General features: G+C 73.1%; 19 protein-coding genes, 1 tRNA gene and 1 riboswitch. Of the genes, 6 read left to right on the forward strand and 14 right to left on the reverse strand.

Features of this window, described 5'->3' with window-relative positions; all coding sequences use genetic code 11:
* Window positions 1–139: 139 nt before the first annotated feature.
* From HFV08_RS27940 to HFV08_RS27950, 3 genes are all read left to right on the forward strand, one after another.
* Window positions 140–1,312 (forward strand): SGNH/GDSL hydrolase family protein, encoded by a 1,173-nt coding sequence (locus HFV08_RS27940; protein ID WP_210430885.1) that lies wholly within the window; start codon window positions 140–142, stop codon window positions 1,310–1,312.
* 347 nt (window positions 1,313–1,659) lie between these two features.
* Window positions 1,660–2,880, forward strand: coding sequence for an acetyl-CoA C-acetyltransferase (locus HFV08_RS27945; RefSeq protein WP_168543238.1), 1,221 nt, complete (start codon window positions 1,660–1,662; stop codon window positions 2,878–2,880).
* Between the two features lie 277 nt (window positions 2,881–3,157).
* Entirely contained in the window at window positions 3,158–3,973 is an 816-nt protein-coding gene (locus HFV08_RS27950) for a hypothetical protein (RefSeq protein WP_168543239.1), read from the forward strand.
* Between the two features lie 52 nt (window positions 3,974–4,025).
* Here HFV08_RS27950 and HFV08_RS27955 read toward each other — a convergent pair whose 3' ends face one another.
* Window positions 4,026–4,337 (reverse strand): hypothetical protein, encoded by a 312-nt coding sequence (locus HFV08_RS27955; RefSeq protein WP_168543240.1) that lies wholly within the window; start codon window positions 4,335–4,337, stop codon window positions 4,026–4,028.
* 119 nt (window positions 4,338–4,456) lie between these two features.
* On the opposite strand from HFV08_RS27955, the gene HFV08_RS27960 reads away from it, so the two are divergent.
* A complete protein-coding gene (locus HFV08_RS27960) occupies window positions 4,457–4,687 on the forward strand; it encodes a DUF4287 domain-containing protein (protein WP_040249503.1) in 231 nt (76 codons plus the stop codon).
* A gap of 154 nt (window positions 4,688–4,841) precedes the next feature.
* Here HFV08_RS27960 and HFV08_RS27965 read toward each other — a convergent pair whose 3' ends face one another.
* From HFV08_RS27965 to HFV08_RS28025, 13 genes are all read right to left on the reverse strand, one after another.
* On the reverse strand, window positions 4,842–5,738 hold the full coding sequence (locus HFV08_RS27965) for a Bax inhibitor-1/YccA family protein (RefSeq protein ID WP_040249506.1): 897 nt from the start codon (window positions 5,736–5,738) through the stop codon (window positions 4,842–4,844).
* A gap of 330 nt (window positions 5,739–6,068) precedes the next feature.
* Window positions 6,069–6,151 (reverse strand) — tRNA-Leu (locus HFV08_RS27970).
* 368 nt (window positions 6,152–6,519) lie between these two features.
* Window positions 6,520–7,824 carry an SAM-dependent methyltransferase gene (locus HFV08_RS27975; RefSeq protein WP_168543241.1) on the reverse strand — a complete coding sequence of 435 codons (1,305 nt, stop codon included), beginning with the start codon at window positions 7,822–7,824 and terminating at the stop codon, window positions 6,520–6,522.
* Window positions 7,825–8,158: 334 nt separating this feature from the next.
* Entirely contained in the window at window positions 8,159–9,553 is a 1,395-nt protein-coding gene (locus HFV08_RS27980) for an NAD(P)/FAD-dependent oxidoreductase (RefSeq protein WP_168543242.1), read from the reverse strand.
* A 516-nt stretch (window positions 9,554–10,069) separates the two neighbouring features.
* Window positions 10,070–11,014 (reverse strand): Ppx/GppA phosphatase family protein, encoded by a 945-nt coding sequence (locus HFV08_RS27985; protein WP_168543243.1) that lies wholly within the window; start codon window positions 11,012–11,014, stop codon window positions 10,070–10,072.
* Window positions 11,011–11,670, reverse strand: coding sequence for a DUF501 domain-containing protein (locus HFV08_RS27990; protein ID WP_246342134.1), 660 nt, complete (start codon window positions 11,668–11,670; stop codon window positions 11,011–11,013). The genes HFV08_RS27985 and HFV08_RS27990 overlap by 4 nt, the downstream gene beginning before the upstream one ends.
* Before the next feature lie 88 nt (window positions 11,671–11,758).
* On the reverse strand, window positions 11,759–12,256 hold the full coding sequence (locus tag HFV08_RS27995; protein WP_168543244.1) for an FtsB family cell division protein: 498 nt from the start codon (window positions 12,254–12,256) through the stop codon (window positions 11,759–11,761).
* A gap of 101 nt (window positions 12,257–12,357) precedes the next feature.
* Window positions 12,358–13,644 (reverse strand): phosphopyruvate hydratase, encoded by a 1,287-nt coding sequence (eno, locus tag HFV08_RS28000; RefSeq protein WP_040256857.1) that lies wholly within the window; start codon window positions 13,642–13,644, stop codon window positions 12,358–12,360.
* A gap of 369 nt (window positions 13,645–14,013) precedes the next feature.
* On the reverse strand, window positions 14,014–14,715 hold the full coding sequence (locus HFV08_RS28005; RefSeq protein WP_168543245.1) for a LysM peptidoglycan-binding domain-containing protein: 702 nt from the start codon (window positions 14,713–14,715) through the stop codon (window positions 14,014–14,016).
* A 4-nt stretch (window positions 14,716–14,719) separates the two neighbouring features.
* Window positions 14,720–14,937, reverse strand: a riboswitch (cyclic di-AMP (ydaO/yuaA leader).
* A gap of 164 nt (window positions 14,938–15,101) precedes the next feature.
* Entirely contained in the window at window positions 15,102–16,127 is a 1,026-nt protein-coding gene (locus tag HFV08_RS28010) for a LysM peptidoglycan-binding domain-containing protein (protein ID WP_168543246.1), read from the reverse strand.
* Window positions 16,128–16,435: 308 nt separating this feature from the next.
* Window positions 16,436–17,770, reverse strand: a complete 1,335-nt coding sequence (locus tag HFV08_RS28015) for a cytochrome P450 family protein (protein ID WP_312885862.1) — start codon at window positions 17,768–17,770, stop codon at window positions 16,436–16,438.
* A gap of 53 nt (window positions 17,771–17,823) precedes the next feature.
* The gene (locus HFV08_RS28020; protein ID WP_168543247.1) at window positions 17,824–18,849 is read right to left on the reverse strand and encodes a nucleoside triphosphate pyrophosphohydrolase; all 1,026 of its coding nucleotides are present in this window, start codon (window positions 18,847–18,849) and stop codon (window positions 17,824–17,826) included.
* Between the two features lie 69 nt (window positions 18,850–18,918).
* The gene (locus tag HFV08_RS28025; RefSeq protein WP_376770745.1) at window positions 18,919–19,596 is read right to left on the reverse strand and encodes a SurA N-terminal domain-containing protein; all 678 of its coding nucleotides are present in this window, start codon (window positions 19,594–19,596) and stop codon (window positions 18,919–18,921) included.
* A 437-nt stretch (window positions 19,597–20,033) separates the two neighbouring features.
* Here HFV08_RS28025 and HFV08_RS28030 point away from each other — a divergent pair, with 437 nt between their 5' ends.
* Complete coding sequence (locus HFV08_RS28030; protein ID WP_168543285.1) at window positions 20,034–20,939, forward strand: GNAT family N-acetyltransferase; 906 nt, start codon at window positions 20,034–20,036, stop codon at window positions 20,937–20,939.
* A gap of 283 nt (window positions 20,940–21,222) precedes the next feature.
* Window positions 21,223–22,110 (forward strand): phosphatase PAP2 family protein, encoded by an 888-nt coding sequence (locus HFV08_RS28035; protein WP_210430887.1) that lies wholly within the window; start codon window positions 21,223–21,225, stop codon window positions 22,108–22,110.
* Window positions 22,111–22,387: the final 277 nt, after the last annotated feature.

A 22,387-nucleotide genomic window follows, 5' to 3' on the forward strand; every position in this document is an offset into this window, starting at 1 on the left:
GACAAGTTGTCCACAGGCCCGCACGCCGCGCGCCGGATCCCTGTTGACTGTCGGCCGAAGGCTTCTCCCGCCGCGCTGGATTGACCGGCCCGTCCGGCGGGGCAAGGAGTGGAGTACGGGTCAGGAGGTGGTGTCGCGAATGTCGTCGAGGGCGCGGGTGGCGCGGCGGATCGCCGCGGGGGCGGCGTACGGATCGGGCGGGATCGGGCTGCTGGGCGCGGCCGCGGTGGGACTGCTGCTCACGGAGGCGGAGCTGGCCAAGCGCCAGGTCGGCAACCACGCGGGCGAGGAGGACGAGCCGCCGCCCCGGGCGGACGGCCTCTACGGCGACGGCCTCGCCGAGCACGGCACCCCGGGCGGATTACTGCGGTTCGCGATGCTGGGCGACTCGACCGCGGCGGGCCAGGGGGTGCGGCTGGCCCGGGAGACCCCGGCCGCGCTGCTCGCCTCCGGGCTCGCGGCGGTCGCCGAGCGCCCGGTGCAGCTGCGCAATGTGGCGCTGCCGGGCGCCCGCTCCGACGACCTGGGCCGCCAGGTCTCGCTGCTGCTCGCGGACCGGGCCCGGCCTCCGCACGTCTGCGTGATCATGATCGGGGCCAATGACGTCACCAACCGGATGCCCTTCACCGAGTCGGTGCGCTCCCTGTCGGCGGCCGTGCGCAGGCTGCGCACCGCGGGCGCCGAGGTGGTGGTCGGCACCTGCCCCGACCTCGGCACCATCGAGCACGTCTACCAGCCGCTGAGCTGGCTGGCCCGGCGCGCCTCGCGGCAGCTGGCGGCGGCGCAGACCATCGCCACCGTGGAGCAGGGCGGGCGTACGGTCTCGCTCGGCGATCTGCTCGGCCCCGAGTTCGCCGCCAACCGCGAGCTGTTCGGCCCGGACAAGTACCACCCCTCCGCCGAGGGGTATGTGACCGCGGCGATGGCCGTGCTGCCCACGCTCTGCGCGAGCCTGGGCCTGTGGCCGGAGGCCGAGCGCCCCGAGACGTCCCGGCGGGAGGGCTTCCTGCCGGTGGCCCGGGCCGCCGCCGCGGCCGCGGCCGAGAGCGGCACCGAGGTCACCCCGGCCACCGCGACCGGGCCCCGCGGACCCTGGGCGCTGCTCAAGCGGCGCCGCCGGCGCCGGATCAGCTCCCCCGGCCCGGCCCCGCAGGAGGACCAGGAGCCGCGCCCCGGCGGCGAGCGGGCGTGGCGGGCCTGGCGGGGGCGCTTCACCGAGCGGGACTCCGCGCAGGGCTCGGCGGGCTCCACTCCGGACCCCGCCGACTCCGCGCCGGACTCCGAGCGCGCGGAAGGGGGGACGACGGGCTGACCGCCGGCGGTGGCGCCCTGTCCGCGCGGGTCGCGCCACCGCCCGCGGACAAGCGGCGCCGCCGCTTCCCGTACGCGCGCCACCCCCGCACACGCGCCCGGCCGCCCGTACGCGCGCCGCCCGTGCGCGTGCGCCCCCGCCACCCCTCGTACGGCCGTGGCACGCGCCCGTACGGCCATGGCACCCGCCCCGGAGGCGTGGCACCCTGGCAGTGAGCAAGCGCTTAGAAAAATGCGGCAGGTGTCACACGCGGACGAGGGTGACCCGCCCCCTACGCAGAGGTAACTTCGCCTGGAGTCCCAGTACCGCCGGTACCGCACCTGCCCGCTCTCCGAACTGGAGCCGTGATGCCCGAAGCCGTGATCGTCTCAGCCGCCCGCTCCCCGATCGGCCGCGCCTTCAAGGGATCCCTGAAGGGCGTGCGGGCCGACGACCTGACCGCCACCATCATCAAGACCGCCCTGGACAGGATCCCCGCGCTCGACCCCCGGGACATCGACGACCTGATGCTCGGCTGCGGTCTGCCGGGCGGCGAGCAGGGCCACAACCTCGCCCGCATCGTGGCCGTGCAGCTGGGCATGGACCACCTGCCGGGCTGCACCATCACCCGCTACTGCTCCTCCTCGCTGCAGACCAGCCGGATGGCGCTGCACGCGATCAAGGCGGGCGAGGGCGACGTCTTCCTCTCGGCGGGCGTCGAGATGGTCTCCCGCTTCGTCAACGGCTCCTCCGACGACCTGCCCGGCACCCACAACCCCCTCTTCGCCGAGGCCGAGGCCCGTACCGCGAAGAAGGCCGAGGAGGGCGCCGACGAGTGGCACGACCCGCGCGAGGACGGCCTGGTGCCGGACGCCTACATCGCGATGGGCCAGACCATGGAGAACCTGGCCCGCCACAAGGGGATCACCCGCGAGGCGATGGACGAGTTCGGGGTGCGCTCGCAGAACCTCGCCGAGGAGGCCATCGCCAAGGGCTTCTGGGAGCGCGAGATCACCCCGGTGACCACCCCGGACGGCACCGTGGTCAGCAAGGACGACGGCCCCCGCCCCGGCGTCACCCTGGAGGCGGTCGCCGCGCTGAAGCCCTCCTTCCGCCCCGACGGCCGGGTCACCCCGGGCAACGCCTGTCCGCTCAACGACGGCGCCGCCGCCCTGGTGATCATGAGCGACACCAAGGCCCGCGAGCTGGGCCTGACCCCGCTCGCCCGCATCGTCTCCACCGGCGTCACCGGCCTCTCCCCCGAGATCATGGGCCTCGGCCCGGTCGAGGCGAGCCGCCAGGCGCTGCGGCGCGCGGGCCTGACCACCGACGACATCGACCTGGTCGAGATCAACGAGGCCTTCGCGGGCCAGGTCATCCCCTCCTACCAGGAGCTGGGCTTCGACCTGGACAAGGTGAACGTCAACGGCGGCTCGATCGCCGTCGGCCACCCCTTCGGCATGACCGGCGCCCGGATCACCGGCACCCTGATCAACAGCCTGCAGTTCCACGACAAGCAGTTCGGTCTGGAGACCATGTGCGTGGGCGGCGGCCAGGGCATGGCCATGGTCATCGAGCGGCTGAGCTGATAGACAGCAGGCACTGATCCGACGGGACCCCGTCCAGAGCGCGCGTCGCGGGCGCTTCGGACGGGGTCCCGGCACAACGCCCGGCCGTGACCCAATCTCCCCCAGGATGTGACCTGCGTCCCGGGGTGGCCGGTTTTCGCAGGCCACGGCCGGTACGGGGGACCGGTCAGGGTCTTAGGGCCCGCCAAGTCGGTGACGTAATGCACTGACAGTGGGTCGTCCCCGGCTTCAAGCTGAGGTAAGAAGTCGGGGGTCGACTGAACCGGGAGTCTATTCAGTGAGCGCCATCCCCATAGCTCTGCTGCTCGCCACGGCCACCGCCACGGCCGTCGGCACCGCCGCGCTGCACACCGTACGAGGACTGCGCGGCCAGCTCACCTCGCTGCGCGCGGAACTGGCCGAGAGCACCGCTCTGCGCGCCGAGGCCTCGATTCCGGCGGCCCGTGCCGCCGCGGACACCGAGCAGATACGTACCGCCGTCGCCCAGGCGCTGGCCGAGGAGCGCGAGCGTGAACTCGCCGAGGCACGCGCCTTCTGGGCCGCTCAGGAGGCGCGGGACGCCTCCGACTCGCCCTCGCTGCTCGGCCTGCCCGCCGACGACCTCTTCCTGCCGCGGCAGGCGGACTTCATCGGCCTGGAGCATCTCGCCGAGGCCACGGTGGAGTTCGAGGAGAACCAGCTGGGCCACTCGGCGGGGCCGCACGAGGCCTCCGGTGACTCGCCGGAGCTGGCCGCCGCCCGGCGCCGCCACCCCTCCCACCCGGACTTCGTGCCGGACCGGTCGCCGGTGACCGGTGACCACGAGCGCACGGTGGCCGCCCTGGAGGAGCTCGCCGAGTCCGGCACCGAGCTGGCGGACGTCCGGCCCGGCCCGCTCGGCACCCTCGACGTCTACGTCTTCGCGGACGGGACCACGCTCTGCATGACCCCCGGCCACCGGGAGACCGCGCAGCAGCTGGCCGCCGCCCTGGTCAACGGCGAGGCGCCGGTGCTGCTCGGCGGCTCCGGGGTCTCGGGCGCCTACTCGCTGACCTTCGCCTGCGGCGAGGACAACGTCTACGTCCTCGCGGACCGGGTGATCGCCTCCGCCTGACCGGCGCCGCGCAGACCGCACCGCGCACACCGCACGCGCGGGCTCGCCCCCCTCAGACCCCCGCCCGCTTGTGGGCCTCCTCCACCAGGGCGACGGACTCGCCGAGCGCCTCCGGGGCGGTCAGTACGAGCGCCAGGTCCCGTCCCGCGACGGTGAGCTGGTCGGCCACCGCGAACATCCCGGCCTCCGGCATCTCCCGGGGCGTACGCTCCGGCTCCTCGATCAGCTGGGCGCGGCGGGCGAGTTCACGGGCGAGCGCCAGGGCCTCGGCGGCGGCGCCCCGTTGCAGTCTGCTCTGCGGGGCGGCCCGCAGCCGGTCGGCGAAGCGCAGGACGGCGTCCATGAGGGGGGTCGTATCGAGCACCCGGTGACCCTATAGCGCGCCGCGATCCGATGCGCCCGTACGGGACTGTTGCCAACTCCCGGGCGCTCAGGCACGGTGACGTGAAGGACGGACCACATCGAACGCGTCCGGAGGCGCCGATGTCTCAACTCTTCTCGCAGGAGACCCACCGCAATCTGCTCGCCAGGATTCCCGCGTGCACCGGCCGCGAGATCTCCGACTGGCTGCGAACCGTCGAGGAAGGCCCTTCCCTCTTCCGCTTCGAGGAGAAGGTCAGCTGGCTCCGCTCCGAGCACGACCTCGCGTACGGGCACGCCAAGGCGATCATCCACGAGTACGACCTGCGCCGGGCCGCCCGCAAACTGGGCTAGCCGCACCGCCGACACCCTCGCCCGCTCTCTTCCCGGACCGCCACCACCCTCATCCGCCCCGGACAACGCCGAAGGGCCCGCGGCCGAAGCCGCGGGCCCTTCGCCGTGCCGGTGGCGGTCCCGGCGGGCGGGACCGTCACCGGATCGGCGGGCGCTAGTCGTTCCCCTGCAGGATGGCGATGATGCGCAGGAACTCCATGTAGATCCAGACCAGGGTCATGGTGAGGCCGAAGGCCGCGAGCCAGGACTCCTCGCGCGGGGCGCCGTAGGCGATGCCGTCCTCGACCTGCTTGAAGTCCATGGCGAGGAAGGCCGCGCCGAGCAGGATGCCGATGACGCCGAAGACCACGCCGAGCGGGCCGCTGCGGAAGCCGAGGCCGTCACCGCCGCCGAAGACCATGAAGAGCAGGTTCACGGCCATCAGGATCAGGAAGCCGACCGCGGCCGCCATCACGAATCCGTAGAAGCGGCGGTTCACCCGGATCCAGCCCGCCTTGTAGGCGAGCAGGACCGCGCCGAAGACGCTGATCGTGCCGATCACGGCCTGCATGGCCGCGCCGTCGGCGATGCGGTTGTCGACCACGCTGGAGACCACGCCGAGGAAGACGCCCTCCAGGGCGGCGTAGGCGAGGATCAGCGGCGGCGAGGCCTTGCGCTTGAAGGCCTGCACCAGGCCGAGCACCATCGCGACCAGACCGGCGCCGATGGCGATGCCGTAGGACTTGCTGATGTTGGCGTCGTCGACCGGCAGCAGCGCCCAGGCGAGCGCGGCCGTGACGACCAGCAGGCCCAGCGTGCTCGCCGTGCGCATGATGACGTCGTCCATCGTCATACGGGTGGCGGCCGGCGCCTGCGGGGCGCCGTACTGCTGGTCCTGGGGGGCGTACGGGTTCTGGGCGTACGGGTTCGCGGGGGCCTGCTGCTGACCCGCGTACGGGTTGCCCTGTGTCGCGACGGCGGGTCCCCCGGCCTGGGGCGCGGCGTTGAAGCCCGCGTAGCCGTTGTCGCGGCTGAAGCCCCGTCGCGAGAAGACCGGGTTGCTGCTCCTCATGTCACTCCTCCATCGGCCGCACTGCACGGCCTTGGCTCAAGAGTAATGCGTAGGCAAAAGACTGACAGTACTGCCTGGGGAGGATCTTTCGCCTCCGCCTGTGACTCGCAACACGGTACGCGAGGGGGAGATTCCACGTCGGCGGGCGGGCGGCCCGGGGGCGGGGCGGCCCGGGCCGGTGCGGTCCGGCCGGGGCCCGTACGGACTCCGGCTCCGCACGACGGACCGGGCGGGCCCGCGAGCTTCGGGGGCACCGTCCGCGCACCGGTACGATCTTCTTCCGGCTTCTTCCGGGTGCGGTGGAGCACCGGGGGAACGTGGGCGCGGAGGTGCCCGGAACCGGACTTGAACCGGTACGCCCCCGAGGGGCAGCGAGGTTTAAGCTCGCCGTGTCTGCATTCCACCATCCGGGCAGGCCATGGCTCCGCATCGAGCGGTTCGAGACTATCGGGACGGGCCCCGGCGACGATCGGCACCCGGGGCCGATACTGTCTTATTTTATGGGCGTCTGAGGGCGCGTCAGATCTCTCAACCGGGTGTTCGGGCCCGCCAGCGCGGGCCTCGGCGCCGCGCAGGCGCTGCCAGGGATTGACGGAATATCGCCGCCCCCGAGAGCCCGCCCGGCCCCTGACCACCCGGCAAAAGGCCCTGTCAGGCCGGAAGATGACCCTCCGTAAATGCAGACTACAACTCAACTTCCCTCCGCATAAGGGTAGTTGAAGACAGATTCCCGGCGGCGGCCGGACGGCGGCCCCGGGTCCGCGCCGGGGCCGCCGGGGGCTCACCGCCAGTCGCGGGTCCGCAGCGGCAGGCCGGAGCCGCCCCCGTCCGCGGCGCGCACCGCGAGCACCTGGTTCACCCCGAGCTGCCCGGACTCGAAGGCGAGCGCCGAGGCCGCCATGTAGAGGCGCCAGACGCGGGCCCGGCCCGGGGTGGTGAGGGCGCGGGCCCGGCGCCACTCCCGCTCCAGGTTGGCGACCCAGCCGCGCAGCGTCAGCGCGTAGTGCTCGCGCAGGCTCTCCAGGTCGCGCACCTCGAAACCGGCCTCCTCCAGGAGCCCCGTGGTGGTGCCGACCGGGGCGAGCTCACCGCCGGGGAAGACATAGGCGTCGATGAAGGCGTCGACCTGGTAAGCGTCCTCGTCGTGCTGCGGGGGCCGGGCGATCTGGTGGTTGAGCAGCCGTCCGCCGGGGGCCAGGAGGCCGTGCAGGGTGCGCGCGTACTCCAGGTAGCGGGCGGCGCCGACGTGCTCGGCCATGCCGATGGAGGAGATGGCGTCGAAGGGGCCGTCGGCGACGTCGCGGTAGTCCTGGACGCGGATCTCGACCCGGTCGGTCAGGCCCGCGTCGGCCACCCGCTTGCGGGCGAAGGCGGCCTGCTCGGCGGAGAGGGTGACCCCGACGACCCGCACCCCGTGCTCCCGGGCGGCGTGGATCGCCATCGACCCCCAGCCGCAGCCGACGTCGAGCAGCCGCATCCCGGGCCGCAGCCCGAGCTTGCGGCAGACCAGCTCCAGCTTGTCGCGCTGGGCGGCTTCGAGGGTGTCCTCCGGGCCGCCCCAGTAGGCGCAGGAGTAGACCATGGAGGGGCCGAGGACGAGCGCGTAGAAGTCGTTGCCGACGTCGTAGTGGTGGCCGATGGCCTGCCGGTCGCTGCGTCTGGTGTGCCGGTGCAGCAGGCCGGGGCGGCGCCGCTCCTCGGCCGGCGGGGCGGGCGGCAGCAGCGGACGGGCCAGGGCCACGAGCCGGCGCACGGCGGCGCGCACGCCCGGCTCGCGCAGCGCCGCGCCGAGACTCCGGGAACCCCCGGTGTCCTCCCCGCGCTCCCAGATGAGTCCGGAGAGCAGCGTGAGCGCGGCGTAGAGGTCGCCCTCGACTTCGAGGTCGCCCGCCACCCAGGCGCGGGCCAGGCCGAGTTCGCCGGGCTTGAAGAGCAGCCGGCGCAGCGCGCGGCGGTTGCGGACGACGAGCACCGGGCCGCCGGGCGGGCCCGCCTCGCTGCCGTCCCAGGCGCGCAGCCGCAGCGGCAGCCCGGTCCCCCACAGTTCCTCGGCAACCGACTGCAGCTGCCGTGCCGCGTCCCGCATCACGCACACCTCCGTGGCCTCAGCCCGAGCAAAGCGCCCGATACCACGTAAACACCAACCGGGGCCGCGCACAGTCCCGTTGCCGTGTCATGCCTGGGCAAAGAAGTTGCCTGGGGCACGTAAGTGGGGCGGGGGCCCGCCCCACCGGGCCATGAGCGGCCCACCGGCCCCGTACGCCCCGCATCAGCTCCCTACGCCCCGCGCGCGAGCGGGCGCCCGGGAGCGCGCACGCGCGGGCGCCCGCTCATGCGTACGTGCAGACGCCCGGAAACGCCGAAGGGGCGCTCGCACCACGGATGGCGAGCGCCCCTTCGGGGCCGTACGGGACGGGGGGTCAGGAGGCCTTGGCCCGCTCCCCCGCGGGGGCGACGGGCTGGGCCGCCGCCGGTGCCGGGGCGGGCTTGGCCGCCTCGTAGAACTCCTCGCGGGGGGTCTCGATCGCGCCGAGCGAGACGACCTCGCGCTTGAGGAAGACCGCGAGGGTCCAGTCGGCGAAGACGCGGATCTTGCGGTTCCAGGTCGGCATCGCCAGACCGTGGTAGCCACGGTGCATGTACCAGGCGAGGCGGCCCTTGACCTTGATCTTGATCTTGCCGAGGACGATCATCGCGACGCCCTTGTGCAGGCCGAGGCCCGCCACCGCGCCCTTGTTGGCGTGGCTGTACTCCTTCTGCGGGAAGCCCCGCATACCGGAGATGACGTTGTCGCCGAGGACCTTGGACTGGCGCAGCGCGTGCTGGGCGTTGGGCGGGCACCAGGCGTTCTCGTTGCCCGCCTTGCGCGCGGCCACGTCGGGGATCTGCGCGTTGTCGCCCGCGGCCCAGATGTAGTCGGTGCCCTGCACCTGGAGGGTGGGCCGGGTGTCGACGTGGCCGCGGGGGCCGAGCGGCAGGCCGTAGCGGGCGAGCGCCGGGTTCGGCTTCACACCGGCGGTCCACACGATGGTGTTGGAGTCGACCTCCAGGCCGTTGCCGAGCACCACGTGCCCGTCCACGCAGGAGTCCATGCCGGTCTTGAGGTAGACCTCGACGCCGCGGCTCTCCAGGTGCTCCTTGCCGTACTGGCCGAGCTTGGGGCCGACCTCGGGGAGGATCTTGTCGGCGACGTCGACGAGGACGAAGCGCATGTCCTCGCGCTTGACGTTGGTGTAGTACTTGGCCGCGTCGCGCGCCATGTCCTCCACCTCGCCGACCGTCTCCGCGCCCGCGAAGCCGCCACCGATGAAGACGAAGGTGAGCGCCTTGCGGCGGACCTCCTCGTCGGTGGTGGAGTCGGCCTTGTCGAGCTGCTCGAGGACGTGGTTGCGCAGGCCGATGGCCTCCTCGATGCCCTTCATGCCGATGCCCTGCTCGGCGAGGCCGGGGATCGGGAAGGTGCGGGAGACCGCGCCGAGCGCGATCACCAGGTAGTCGAAGGGCAGCTCGTACGCCTCGCCGACCAGCGGGGCGATCGTGGCGACCTTGCGGTCCTGGTCGATGGTGGTGACCCGGCCGGTGAGGACCTCGGCCTTCGGCAGCACGCGTCGCAGCGGGACGACGACGTGCCGGGGCGAGATGCTGCCGGCGGCCGTTTCGGGGAGGAAGGGCTGATAGGTCATGTACGAGCGCGGGTCGACAACGGTGACGGTCGCCTCGCCGTAACGCATCTTCTTGAGGATGCGGCGAGCCGCGTACAAGCCGACGTATCCGCCGCCTACTACGAGGATCCTGGGACGCTCCGTGGTGCTCATGCCATCGAGTATCCACCCGGGTGGAGGGGGTCGCTCGTGCGCCCCTTCACAAGCATGGGTGCCCCTTCTGCTACACTGCGCGGCTCATTTTGCGCAGATCACACGAAGCGCGCCGTACAGTCGTGTACTCACCCGCACCGGCAACCCCCCTGAGCTGCGCCTCCGATTCCCAGGCGACGGCGGACGCTCACCTCAGTTCACAGGGATGTAACACGCCATCACCCTGGCGGAGTTGAGCCGGGACGGGCCCCGGGCCGCCGGAAGCGGCCTTTACGGGCGCCTTATGGCTCCACCCGGGCCCCAATCCTTGTGAAGAACTTCACGAACATTCTCGGCGAGGCCTTTTCCGGGGGCCTCCAGGGCCCCCGAGGGCGCGCTCAGACGATACCCGAACTGCTCAGGCGAAGGATTACCCGTAAGTAACAAGAGGCTCCGCGGAAGGCGCGAAGGAGGGTGAGAAGAGGGAGAGGGAGAGGCGGTCCGCGGGCCCGGCGGCGGATACCGCTCCCCCGTCCCTCAGCCCGCCACGCTCCAGGCGATGCCGTCCAGGATGTCGTGCTCGCTGACCACGACCTCGGTGGCGCCGCAGCGGTCCATGATGCCGCGCAGGATGAGGGCGCCCGCGCCGATGACGTCCGCCCGGCCGGGGTGCATGACCGGCACGGCGGCGCGTTCGGCGTGGGTGGCGCGCAGCAGGCGGTCGGTGATGGCGTCGACCTGGGCGTAGGAGATCCGGGAGTGGTGGATGACCGCCGAGTCGTAGGCGGGCAGGTCCAGGGCGATCCCGGCGAGGGTGGTCACCGAACCGGCCAGTCCCACCAGGGTCCTGGCCTCGCGCAGCGGCACCGTGCGCTCCGCCTCGTCGAGGGCGGCCTCGATGTCCCCTTGTACGGCGGCGATCTGCGCCTCGGTCGGCGGGTCGGTGATCCGGCCCTCGTGGACCAGGTGCCGTTCGGTCATCCGCACACAGCCGATGTCCAGGGAGCGGGCGGCGCGCACCCCCCGGTCGCCGACGACGAACTCGGTGGAGCCGCCGCCGATGTCCACCACCAGGTAGGGCGTGGCCAGGTCGGTGCGGCCGGTCAGCTCCCTGGTGGCGCCGGTGAAGGAGAACTCGGCCTCCTGCGCCCCGGTGATCACCTCGGGCTCGACGCCGAGGATCTCCCGGACGCCCGCCACGAAGTCCGCGCGGTTCTCGGCGTCCCGGGAGGCGGAGGTGGCGAGGAAGCGCAGCCGCTCGGCGCCGTGCTCCTTGACGATCGCGGCGTACTGGCGGCAGGCGGCGAAGGTGCGCTCCAGGGCCTCGGGGGCGAGGCGGCCGGTGCGGTCGACGCCCTGGCCGAGCCGGACGATCTCCATCCGCCGGTCCAGGTCGGTGAGTCGACCGGTCGCCGGGTCGGCGTCGGCGACCAGGAGGCGGATGGAGTTGGTACCGCAGTCGACGGCCGCGACCCTGGTCATGCCTGCTCCTCGGGCTCGTCGGAGTCGGCCGGGGCGGCCGGGGTGTGGCTCACGCAGGGGCCCTTGCGCCACCAGGCGGGCAGCAGCTCGATGGCCTCGTCGCCGAGCGGGTTGACGCCCGGGCCCGCGGCGAGCGCGTGCGCGACCAGGACGTGCAGGCACTTCACCCGGTCCGGCATGCCGCCCGCGCTCGGGAAGCCGGTCAGCTCCTCGATCTCGTCGCGGCGGCGGAGGTAGTCCTCGTGCGCCGAGCGGTAGGCGGCGGCGAGTTCGGGGTCCTCGGCGAGGCGGGCGGTCATCTCCTTCATGACGCCCTCGGCCTCCAGGGTGCCGATCGCGGAGGAGGCCCGCGGACAGGTCAGGTAGTACAGCGTCGGGAAGGGGGTGCCGTCCGGGAGCCTCGGCGCGGTCTCCACCACGTCCGGTTCGCCGCAGGGGCAGCGGTGCGCGATGGCCCGCAGTCCGCGCGGGGGGCGGCCGAGTTGCTGCTGGAAGGCCTCGACGTCGGCGTCGACCGGGAGGGTGCGCGGGGTCGGGGGCAGGTCCGCGCGGTGCAGGACGGCGAGGTCCCCGTGCGGCGAGGCGGTCCGGCCGGCCGGGGGTGCGGGGCGGCTGCCCGCGGGGTCTTCGGTCGGTCGGTGGTCGGGGGTGTCCATGCCTGAACTGTCGTCTTTCCTCATATGGGGCGGCGAGTGGGGCGGCCCGGCCCGAGGGGGCGCCGGTCCGCGGGTGCGGCGGGCGGGCTCAGCCGCCGGAGCGGTCGGCCTTGTCCACGCCGTCCCAGACATTGGCGTACCAGGGGCGGTCGGTGGCGCCCTCGGTGCGCGGGCGGGCGCGGGTGGCGTCGGGGCCGACCACGGTGTAGCCGGTCTCCCCGGGGCGTACGTAGTGCAGTCGGGCGCGGATCTGCTGCTCGGCGAACCTGTCGTCCTGCCAGCGGGCCTTGGCGTCGCGGAGTCTTTCGACCTCCTCGCGGCGCTCGGCCTTCTCCCGGCGCAGCTCGTCGATCTCGGCCTGCTGGGAGACGTACTGCCTTATCGGGTAGGCGAGGGCCACCACCAGCGAGCAGAGCACCAGGGCGAGCAGGGCCGCGCGGCCGGTGAGCCGGGAACGGCGGGCCTGGCGCCGGGTCTGGGAGCGGTAGACGCGCTCGGCGGTCTGCTCGCCGATCAGCCGGAGCCGGGTGGAGGTGGAGAACCTGTCGGCATCCCGCGGTCCGCCCGGAGCCTTCCTGCCGGCCATCGCCCGCCTCCCCACTGCGCTGTACGTCACCGTGTCCCCGCACACGGTACGGGACCGGGGGCGGGGACACGGTCAACCGGGCGCGGGGCCCGGAGGCGGGACTACTGGTCGGCGCTGAAGCGCGGGAAGGCGCTGCGGCCGGCGTACACCGCGGCGTCGTCGAGGATCTCCTCGATGCGCAGCAGCTGGTTGTACTTGGCGACGCGCTCGGAGCGGGCCGGGGCGCCGGTCTTGATCTGGCCGCAGTTGGTGGCGACGGCGAGGTCGGCGATGGTGACGTCCTCGGTCTCGCCGGAGCGGTGCGACATCATGCACTTGAAGCCGTTGCGCTGGGCCAGTTCGACGGCGTCCAGGGTCTCGGTCAGCGAGCCGATCTGGTTGACCTTGACCAGGAGGGAGTTGGCGGCGCCCTCGTCGATACCGCGGGCCAGGCGCTCCGGGTTGGTGACGAAGAGGTCGTCGCCGACCAGCTGCACCTTGTCGCCGAGGCGGTCGGTGATGACCTTCCAGCCGTCCCAGTCGTCCTCGAAGAGCGGGTCCTCGATGGAGACCAGCGGGTAGGCGGCGACCAACTCCTCGTAGTACTCGGTGAGTTCGGCGGCGGAGCGGGACTTGCCCTCGAATTCGTAGGCGCCGTCCTTGTAGAACTCGGAGGCGGCGACGTCGAGGGCGAGCGCGATCTGCTGGCCGGGGACGTAACCGGCCTCCTTGATCGCGACGAGGATGAGGTCGAGGGCCTCGCGGTTGGAGCCGAGGTTGGGGGCGAAGCCGCCCTCGTCGCCGAGGCCGGTGGACAGGCCGCGGTCCTTCAGCACCTTCTTGAGGGTGTGGTAGACCTCGGCGCCCCAGCGCAGGGCCTCGGAGAAGGACTCGGCGCCGATCGGCGCGATCATGAACTCCTGGATGTCGACGTTGGAGTCCGCGTGCGAACCGCCGTTGAGGATGTTCATCATCGGCACCGGGAGCAGGTGCGCGTTGGGGCCGCCCAGGTAGCGGAAGAGCGGCAGGTCGGAGGCCTCGGAGGCGGCGTGCGCCACGGCGAGCGAGACGCCGAGGATGGCGTTGGCGCCGAGCGAGGACTTGTCCGGGGTGGCGTCCAGGTCGAACATCGCCTGGTCGATCAGGCGCTGCTCGGTGGCGTCGTAGCCGACCAGCTCGGGGCCGATCTGCTCGATGACGGCGAGTACGGCCTTCTCCACGCCCTTGCCGTTGTAGCGGCTCGCGTCCTGGTCGCGGAGCTCCAGGGCTTCGAAGGCACCGGTGGAGGCACCGGAGGGGACGGCGGCACGGCCGGTGCTTCCGTCGTCGAGGCCTACCTCGACCTCGACCGTGGGATTGCCTCGGGAGTCCAGGATTTCCCGGGCTACGACGACGTCGATGGACGGCACGAGCATCTCCTTCTGGGATGTGACGCGTGGAATGCGGGAGCACGCCTTTGTGCGGGGGTGTCCTTGCGCCAAGAGCCTATCCGCAGTGGGCACCGGCCCCGGCCGACGGCCCACGTACCGGGACGAAAAGACGACCAGAAGATACGAATAACAGGATGAACATACGCATTTCGCGTCCCCCGCTCCCCGCCGTCCCGCCGGTCCGGGTACGGCTACCGGCCAGTCGCTTCCGGAACCCGGTGCGGCCCGGCGGGAACCCGGCGGCAGACAAGGGCCCCGCCCCACGCGTACGGGGGATGACGCGTGGGGCGGGGCGGTCCTCGCGGGGGCGGGCCGGGCGCGGGGCCCGGCACCTCCGGCCGTGCGGGGTCAGCTCAGGTGCAGCTGCTGGCCCGGGTAGATGAGGTCGGCCTCGTCGACGATGTCGTCGTTCAGCTTGAAGAGCTCGGCCCAGCCGCCCTTGACCTTGTGGTCGGCGGCGATCTCGCTGAGCGTGTCGCCCTTGACCACCTTGTACTCGCCGTCACCCTTGGCGACCTTCTTGCCGGTCGGGGTGGTGACGGTCTTCTTCTCGGCCTTCGGCTCGGCCTTCTTCGCCGGGGCCGGACGCTCCTCGGAGCGCGAGGAGCGCTGCTCGGCGGGCTTGCTCTCCTGCTGAGCGCCGGACTGCGGGGCGCCGCCGCCGTACGGGGTGCTGGACAGGCCGACACCGCAGGACGGCCAGGCGCCCTTGCCCTGACCGGCGAGCACCTTCTCGGCGACGGCTATCTGCTGCTCCTTGGTGGCCTGGTCGGCGCGGGCGGCGTACTGGGTGCCGCCGTAGCCGGCCCAGGTGGAGTTGGTGAACTGCAGGCCGCCGTAGAAGCCGTTGCCGGTGTTGATCGACCAGTCGCCGCCGGACTCGCACTGGGCGACCTTGTCCCACTCGGAGGCGGTGGCGGCGGAGGCGGAACCGCTGGTGACCAGCGGCGCGGCGATGGCGGCACCGGCGACGCCGGCGAGCGTGACGACACGGGTGGTGCGGTTGAAGACGGTCGGGCGGCGGTGCTTGCCCTTGCCGGAAAGCAGCATGAAGAGATCCCCTCACCGACGCCTGCGAGGTGAGCTGTCGGGTTCGGGCCGATGGGGTGCCCCCCGCTCCGTCGGAGCAGAAGGCGAATTGCCCGGCCGCACGCTCGCGCTGTGCGACTTCACCCCTAGCCGTTTCCCGAAGTGGGCAGCATGTGCTGCCCGGCCCCTGGGACCCGGCGCAAACCTTGGTTCCCCCGCTCCTGCCAACGGCGCTTCACGCGACGAGTTTCCCGGGGACCGCCGGCAGGATTCGGCGTGACGGTCTCACGGAGCCCGCTGTGGCGAGCGGTCACGACCGTAAACACGCGCTCGCCGGATCTCCAAAGACGATCAGGGCTTCTGAGACTCATGTCTCAGTTTCACCAAAGCGGACAATAACCCCCGAACTAGCCCTGGGGAACGTCCGTTTCGGAGGCAAGTGCAAGGCTCTGACCGGGCAGGATGAGGTCGGGATCGGCGCCCACCGTCTCCTTGTTGAGCGCGTAGAGCGCGGGCCATCCGCCGTCCACATCCTGTGCTTCCGCGATCACCGACAGGCTGTCGCCCGGCCGCACGGAGTACGAACCGTCCCCCGCCGCGGGCGAGTCACCGGGACGGGAGTGGCGGCCGGTGGAGCTCCCGGGGCGGTCGGGGACGTCCGCGCCGGGCGCGGGCTCACCGCGGTGGCGGCCGGAGCCCTCCTCACCGGAACCCGAACCCTCGCCGGAGCCAGGGGAGTTGCCACGATCCGTACCGGAATCACCCTCATCGCCGGTTTTGTCGTCACCGTCGCCCGGGGTGGCGGAGTCCTCGGGGGTGGCGCCCGGGTCGGCTTCCGGGGCGCCGGGCTCATCCGATTCCTTCGGGGAGTCCGACGGGTCCGCCGAGTCCGAAGGGTTCGGATCGTCCTTCTTGCCGGAGTCGTCATCGGATCCGGAGGACGAGGGCGAGGGCGAGGTCGATCCGGAAGGCTCGCCGCTGTCATCCGGCTCCGGGCTGTCGCTCGGCTTCGGGCTGCCGGAGTCCGGGACACCGGGGTCGACCGAGGGCTCCGGGCCGCCGCCGGTCAGCTCGGCGACGGCGGCGCAGGCCAGCCAGGCCGCCGGGCCCTTGTCGTCCAGGAGCTTCTGGCCGACCGCGATCTGCTGCGAGCGGCTGGCGAGGTCGGGGCGGGCGGCGAAGTCGAGGCCGCCGTAGGACTCCCAGTCCCGCTGCGTCAACTGGAGCCCGCCGTAATGGCCGTTGCCCTCGTTCGCGCTCCAGGCGCCACCGCTCTCGCACTCGGCGAGGCGGTCCCAGGTGGCCTTGTCCGCGGCGTGCGCGGCGGTCCCGGCGAGCAGCGGCAGGGCCAGCGCGGAGCCGGTCACCCCCGCCGTGACGACGAACGCCGGAGCCTGGCGGGGGCGTCGATGGCGACCGTTCCCGGAGAGCATGCCGTGGCCTTTCGCGTGACAGCGGTGACGGCTGTGACCAGCCGCCGAGTTGCCCGAGAACGTAGCCGGAGTCGAACGCTTGTCACAAGTCGATGCAGCGGAGATCACGCGTACATCACAATCCTGACGCTCCGTCAATTCCGCATGGCCAGAGGCGGTTCAGGGCAGTGAGCAGGGTTGGCCCCGGGTCCGCAAAGCGGGTCGGCGGGCCCGCGGACCGGACGCCGCGCATGTCCGACATACGCGGTACGCCGCCCCGTCCACCCGAGGACGGACCGCCCTACCGCGAGCACCCTCAGGCGGCCGCCCTACCGCGGGGTGAAGCTGACCGGCAGGGTGCGCAGTCCGCGCATGATGAGGCCGCCGCGCCAGCGCAGCTCCTCCGGTTCCGCGGCGAGGCGCAGGTCCGGGAGGCGGCGGAGCAGGGTGCCGAGGGCGTACTGGCCCTCCAGGCGGGCCAGGGGTGCGCCGAGGCAGTAGTGGATGCCGTGGCCGTAGCCGAGGTGCTGGTTGTCGGTGCGGGCGAGGTCGAGGGTGTCCGGGGCGGGGAAGCGGGCCGGGTCGCGGTCGGCGGCGGCCAGCACCACGAGCACCGGGTCGCCGCTCGCGATCCGCTGCCCGCCGATCTCCAGCGGCCGGGTCGCGAACCGCCAGGTGGCCAGCTCCACCGGGCCGTCGTAGCGCAGCAGTTCCTCGACCGAGGAGGCGAGCAGCGCGCTGTCCTCCTCGGCCACCGCCCGCTGGAACTCGGCCCGCCGGCCGGGGTTGCGGAGCAGCGTGTACGTACCGTTGCCGATCAGGTTGACCGTGGTCTCGAAGCCCGCGAAGAGGAGGATGAAGGCCATCGCGGCGACCTCGTTCTCGGTGAGGTGCTCACCGTGGTCGGAGGCGCGGATCAGGCCGGAGATCAGGTCGTCGCGCGCGGACTCCTCGCCGAGGTCCTCGCGCTTGCGGTGGATGAGTTCGGCCAGGTAAGCGCGCATCTTCTTCACCGAGCGCGCGACGCCGCCGCGGGGTCCGCCGCCGTGCCGGATCATCATGCCCGCCCAGTCCCGGAAGTCGTCCTGGTCCTCGCGCGGGACGCCGAGCAGTTCGCAGATCGCGTAGATCGGCAGCGGGAAGGCGAACTCGTGGATCAGGTCGGCGCTGCCCCGCGCGGCGAAGGAGTCGATCAGCGAGTCGGTCAACTCCTGGACCCTGGGCGCGAATTCGGCCACCCGGCGCGGGGTGAAGGCCTTGGAGACGAGGCGGCGCAGCCGGGTGTGGTCCGGCGGGTCGATGTTCAGCAGATGCGTCATGAGCTCGGCCTTGCGCTCGCCCGGGATACCGGTCTTCCCCTTGGCGTGCGCGGGCTCGTCGTGGTGCGCCGGGTTCTTGCTGAGCCGCGGATCGGCCAGCGCCGCCCGGGCGTCCGCGTACCGCGTCACCAGCCAGGCCTCCACCCCGCTCGGCAGCCGGGTGCGGTGCACGGGCGCGTGCGTACGCAGCCAGGCATAGGCCGGGTACGGATCCGCCGCGAACTCCCAGGTGAAGAGCTCGGGCGGGCTCTCGGCACCGGCGAGGGGGCAACTCCCGGGGGCGGCCTGGGCGTCCGGGCCGCCGGGCTCCCCGGCCTGCCCCTGCCGCCCCACCTGCTCGGACACGTGCTGACTCCCGCTCGTCCCGCTCGTCTCTCTCGTCCCGCTCGCCACCGCCGTCAGGCCTGGCCCTGCTCCGCCGCCAGGATGGCGTCCCGGTAGGCGCGGGCCGCGGAGCGCAGAGCCGCCTCGGGGTCCACGCCCTGCTCCTGGGCCTCCAGGGCGAGGGCGAGCAGCCGGTAGCCGATGCCCTCGCCGGTGGGCAGGGGCACGTCGAGGCCCGCGGTGCGCACCCGGGAGGCGAGCTTGGCGGCGAGGGCGAGGCCCGGCTGACCGAGCGGGACGCCGTCGGTGAGGGAGTCGCGCTGCTTCTCCTCCGCCTTGGTCCGCCGCCAGAGCGCCTTCACGTCCTCGGGGGTCTCGGCCGTCTCCTCGCCGAAGACATGCGGGTGGCGGTGGATGAGCTTGGCGACGATCCCGGCGGCGACATCGTCGATGGAGAAGGCTCCGACCTCCTCCTCGCCGTCCCCTTCCTCCTCCCCCGCCGCCGCGTCCCCGGCGGCGGGTCCCTCCTGGGCGATCCGGGCGTGGAAGACGACCTGGAGCAGGACGTCCCCCAACTCCTCGCGCAGTTCCGCCCGTTCGCCGTCCTCGATCGCCTCGACGAGTTCGTACGCCTCCTCGATCGCGTACTGCGCGAGCCCCTTGTGGGTCTGCCGGGAGGACCACGGGCACTCGGCGCGGATCTGGTCCATCACCTGGACGAGGTCGAGGAGGCGGGCGCCGGGGAGGTCGTAGGAGGCGGGGAGGAGTTCCAGCTCGGGCATGGCGACCCGGCCCGAACCGGCCAGCGCGGCGAGCCCGTCGGTGAGCTTCCGGTCGCCCTCACCGGTGGCGACGACCACCACCGTGCGCCCGCCCGCGCACCGGTCGACCAGCTCCCGCGCGAGCGGCGCCTCCCGCGCGACCTCGACCCCGGCCTCCCGCAGATACGGCAGCTGTACGTGCGCGGCGTCGGCGCAGAGCACGCGGTCGGCGGCCCGCAGCGTCTGCCAGGCGGGCCAGGACAGCAGCCCGGGGGCGACCCGGTGGCTGGTGGTGAGCAGGACGATGCGGCCCGCGGCCGTCTCCGAAGTGGCGTTCACGCACCGAACGTAACCCACCCGGGCGGGGCCCCCGGCGGCAGTGGCCGGGCACCCCCGCGCCGCACGGCCTCAGGCCGGCTGCTGCCCCCGCGAGACCTCGCGCAGCCACGGCGTCTTCGCGTCGGTGCGCTTGCTGTTGACCGCGTCCCAGGTGCCGTAGCGGGGGTTGAGGTCGATGTCGAGCTTCTTGGAGGTGGCCGACATATGGCGCCAGAAGACGTCCTGCCCCTCCTTGGTCTGCATGTCGGCGCCGAGCCCCCGGGCCAGCTTCTGGGCCTCCAGCTCGGTGCGCAGGCTGGCGTCGAGCCGGGCGGGGGCGACGCCGTACTGCCGCAGCCAGCCCGCCTCCAGGGCCTTCGCGCCGCCCGCCTGCTTCTCCAGACCCTCACGCATCCGCTGGGTCTCGCGGCGGGTCACGGAGATGCCGGAGTCCGCCGCGGCCCGGTGCAGCACCCGGTCCAGGACCATGGTGTGCAGGGTGTCGCGGGCGAGGCCGCCGCTCTTGGAGACGGCCTCGGCGTACTGGGCCCCGCCGCCGGTCGCGGAGCGCTGGGCCTCGCGCACCTCGTTGACCCGGTTCTCCAGCTGGGAGACCGTGATGCGCTCGCCGCCGACCACGGCGGCCGCGCCCGGGTGGGCGTCGTCGCCGCAGGCGGCGAGCAGCGGCGCCGCGGCCACCAGGGCGGCGGACAGGGCGAGCGCGGAACGACGGCGGCGCGGACGGCTGCCGCGGTACAGGCTGTGCAAGGTGTCCTCCCGGCGAGCTTGTGCGACGGTGCACAAAGTCTTGCGGTGATCGATGGTAGGCAGTCGCGGGGGCCCGGGCCACCGGTTCGACAGCACTGATTCGACCAACGAGCGAGCCCCGCCCCGGGCACCCTGCCCGCGACCCCGGAAAAACCGTTGCCGCAGGGTGCCCGGCCCCGCACGCTCGGTACAGTTCGGGACGCCGACCAGGGCATACCCTCGGACCCCCGGGTCCCGGGGGCGGTCCACCCCGCTCCGCGGATCCCACACCCCGGCCCGCTCCCGATCCCGCACGCACCAGCCCTCCCCGATCGCCTTACGGAGAACCGCACTTGTCCCTCCGCCCCACCGCTCGCCCCGCCGACCCGGCCGCGCCCGTACCCGGGCAGCCGCAGGCACCCGCTCCCCCGGCCGCGCCCCCGGTGGCCGTCACCTCCCTGACCGTGCTCACCGAGGCGGAGGGCACCGCGCCCGGCGCCGCCCGCCGACTCGCCTGGCTGGCCTCGGACCCGGACTCCGTCCCGCTCGGCTCGGCCTTCCTGCGGCTGCTGTGCGCGCGGGGCCAGGAGCATCTCGCCGAGATCGAGGTCACCGTCCACCCGGCGCACCGCCGCCAGGGCGTGGGGCGGCGCCTGCTCACCGCCGCCCTGGACTCGGCCCGGGAGCAGGAGCGCCGGAGCGTGCTGGCGCAGGTGCCGTGCGACTCGGCGGCCGCGGCCTTCCTCGCCCGGTCGGGCTTCGGTCCCGCGCTGCGCCTCGGCTTCACCCGGCTCGCGCGCCGCGGGCTCGACCTCGCCACCGTGCGGGCGCTGACCGAAGTCCCGCACCCGGGCTACCGGTTGGTGCACTGGGCGGGCCACGTACCCGAGCATCTGCTCGCGGCCTTCGTCGCCTCCCGCCGCGCCATGGACGACATGCCGATGGAGGACGCCGACCACGGCCCGATGGTGTGGGACGCCGCCCGGGTCGCCGCCGCCACCGGCGCCGTCGCCCGCCGCGGCGACCGCCTGCACACGGTCGCGGTGGCCGACGAGGCGGACGGCTCCCTGGTCGGCTTCACCGAACTCGTCGTCCCCGGTACGGGCACCGGCGACGCCCAGCACTACGGCACCGGCGTGCTGCCCGAGCACCGCGGCCGGGGCCTCGCCCTCTGGCTCAAGGCCGAGTCGGTCCGCCTGGCCTGCGAGCAGTACCCGGACCTGGACGGCTTCCTCACCGACACCGCCCTGAGCAACCTCCCGATGCGCGCCGTCAACGACCGCCTCGGCTACCGGCCCACACACCAGGAAGTCCTGTACCAGTACGACTTGGGGCGGGGGGCCCGCGAGGACCCGCTCCCCTGACCGATGTCAGGGCCCGTCCCCGCCCTTCGTCCTCTCCCCTTCTCCTCTCTCCCCTTCTCCCCTCTCCCCCGGCGCTTCCTGGCGTCGAGGGCATGGCGAAAAGCTCAACCACGGCGATGAGGCCGCCGAAGAAGACGAAACAGGCCGAGAAGAAGCAGCAGGCCGAGAAGAAGACGCAGCAGAGGGTGGGCACGCGGCCGGCCACGGCAGAGACACCCCCGCGCACGCCCCCACCCGCACCCGCACCCGCACCCAGAAAAAGAGGAACGTGACAACCGGCGACATGGCCAGGACGAGGCAGGCGGACTCCCCCGCACAGACGGGAACGGAGGAGGTGGCCCACCAGCCGCCCGCGCAGACGGGAACGGAGGCGGGGCACCACCGGTCACCCGCGCAGACGGGAACGGAGGCGTCACCCCACCGGTCGCCCGGGACGCGGACCCCTCGGCCGGGCCCCGCGGCCCGGCTGCTGACCTCCCTCGCCGCGCTGCTCGGCGCCGCGGCCGTCGTGGGCCTGCTGGCTCCCGGGGGCCTCGGTACCCCGCGGGCGGTGCGCGTGACGGACGGCTGGTCCGCGGAGCTCTACCGGGACGCGGTGCGGGCGACGGAGGGCGTGCCGTCCTGGGCGGGTACCGCGCTGGAGGCCTCCTCCCCCGGCCTCCTGCTCCTGCTCGGACTGCTGCTCGCGCTGACCGGCTGGTCGGGACTGCGCCGCCGGGACGCCGCGGCGCTCGCCGGGGCACTGCTCGCGGTGGGCGGCACGCTGGCCGCGTACGCGCTGAGCGAGGCCGTGAAGGTCGTCGTCGACGAGGAGCGCCCCTGCCGCGCGACCGGGGTCACCGACACCCTCGGCGCCTGCCCGCCGCCGGGTGACTGGTCCTTCACCAGCAACCACACGACCCTGGCCTTCGGCCTCGCCACCGGTCTCGTCCTGCTGCGCCCCCGCCTCGCGGCCCTCGCCCTGCCCCTCGCCCTCGCGGAGGCACTGAGCCGCGTCCTGCTCGGCGCCCACTACCCGCACGACGTGGTCGCCGGGGCGGCCCTCGGCTCCGGCATCACCGCGGCGACGGTCCTTCTACTGCTGCCGCCCGCGACCGCACTGCTGCGCCGGCGCCCCGCCACCGGGCGGGCCGAGGGCGCCTCGCTGAGGGTCGACTCCCCTGCTGCTTGAGGGAGTTGGGCGGGGGACGCACGTACGGGAGGGGGCAGAAAATCTGGACGCGGGCCCCGCCGTCCACGCGCACAACTGGACGGAGACCTACGCCTATGACGCCGCCGGCAACCAGACCTTCGCCCACCGGCCGGACAGCCACCCCGGCGGCGAGGCCCGCGGCCCCATTGAGACCTGCCCTGGCCGTCACATGGAGCATCACAAATTTCATCGCAAAGTGGGTGCTGTGGGCCGACTCCCGGGAGACGCACATGGCAGCCGGGCACCTAGGAATCGG

Source organism: Streptomyces physcomitrii (assembly GCF_012273655.1).
GTDB classification, from domain to species: Bacteria; Actinomycetota; Actinomycetes; order Streptomycetales; family Streptomycetaceae; genus Streptomyces; species Streptomyces physcomitrii.

Excerpts from the sequence above, each read along its gene's own strand:
- HFV08_RS27985 (WP_168543243.1), bottom strand. The coding sequence starts at position 11,014 with ATGACCAGGGTCGCGGCCGTCGACTGCGGTACCAACTCCATCCGCCTC.
- HFV08_RS27965 (WP_040249506.1), bottom strand. The coding sequence starts at position 5,738 with ATGAGGAGCAGCAACCCGGTCTTCTCGCGACGGGGCTTCAGCCGCGAC.
- HFV08_RS28010 (WP_168543246.1), bottom strand. The coding sequence starts at position 16,127 with ATGCTCTCCGGGAACGGTCGCCATCGACGCCCCCGCCAGGCTCCGGCG.
- HFV08_RS27960 (WP_040249503.1), top strand. The coding sequence starts at position 4,457 with ATGTCTCAACTCTTCTCGCAGGAGACCCACCGCAATCTGCTCGCCAGG.
- HFV08_RS27975 (WP_168543241.1), bottom strand. The coding sequence starts at position 7,824 with ATGCGGGACGCGGCACGGCAGCTGCAGTCGGTTGCCGAGGAACTGTGG.
- HFV08_RS28005 (WP_168543245.1), bottom strand. The coding sequence starts at position 14,715 with ATGCTGCTTTCCGGCAAGGGCAAGCACCGCCGCCCGACCGTCTTCAAC.
- HFV08_RS27980 (WP_168543242.1), bottom strand. The coding sequence starts at position 9,553 with ATGAGCACCACGGAGCGTCCCAGGATCCTCGTAGTAGGCGGCGGATAC.
- HFV08_RS27945 (WP_168543238.1), top strand. The coding sequence starts at position 1,660 with ATGCCCGAAGCCGTGATCGTCTCAGCCGCCCGCTCCCCGATCGGCCGC.
- HFV08_RS27990 (WP_246342134.1), bottom strand. The coding sequence starts at position 11,670 with ATGGACACCCCCGACCACCGACCGACCGAAGACCCCGCGGGCAGCCGC.
- HFV08_RS27995 (WP_168543244.1), bottom strand. The coding sequence starts at position 12,256 with ATGGCCGGCAGGAAGGCTCCGGGCGGACCGCGGGATGCCGACAGGTTC.
- HFV08_RS28035 (WP_210430887.1), top strand. The coding sequence starts at position 21,223 with ATGGCCAGGACGAGGCAGGCGGACTCCCCCGCACAGACGGGAACGGAG.
- HFV08_RS27940 (WP_210430885.1), top strand. The coding sequence starts at position 140 with ATGTCGTCGAGGGCGCGGGTGGCGCGGCGGATCGCCGCGGGGGCGGCG.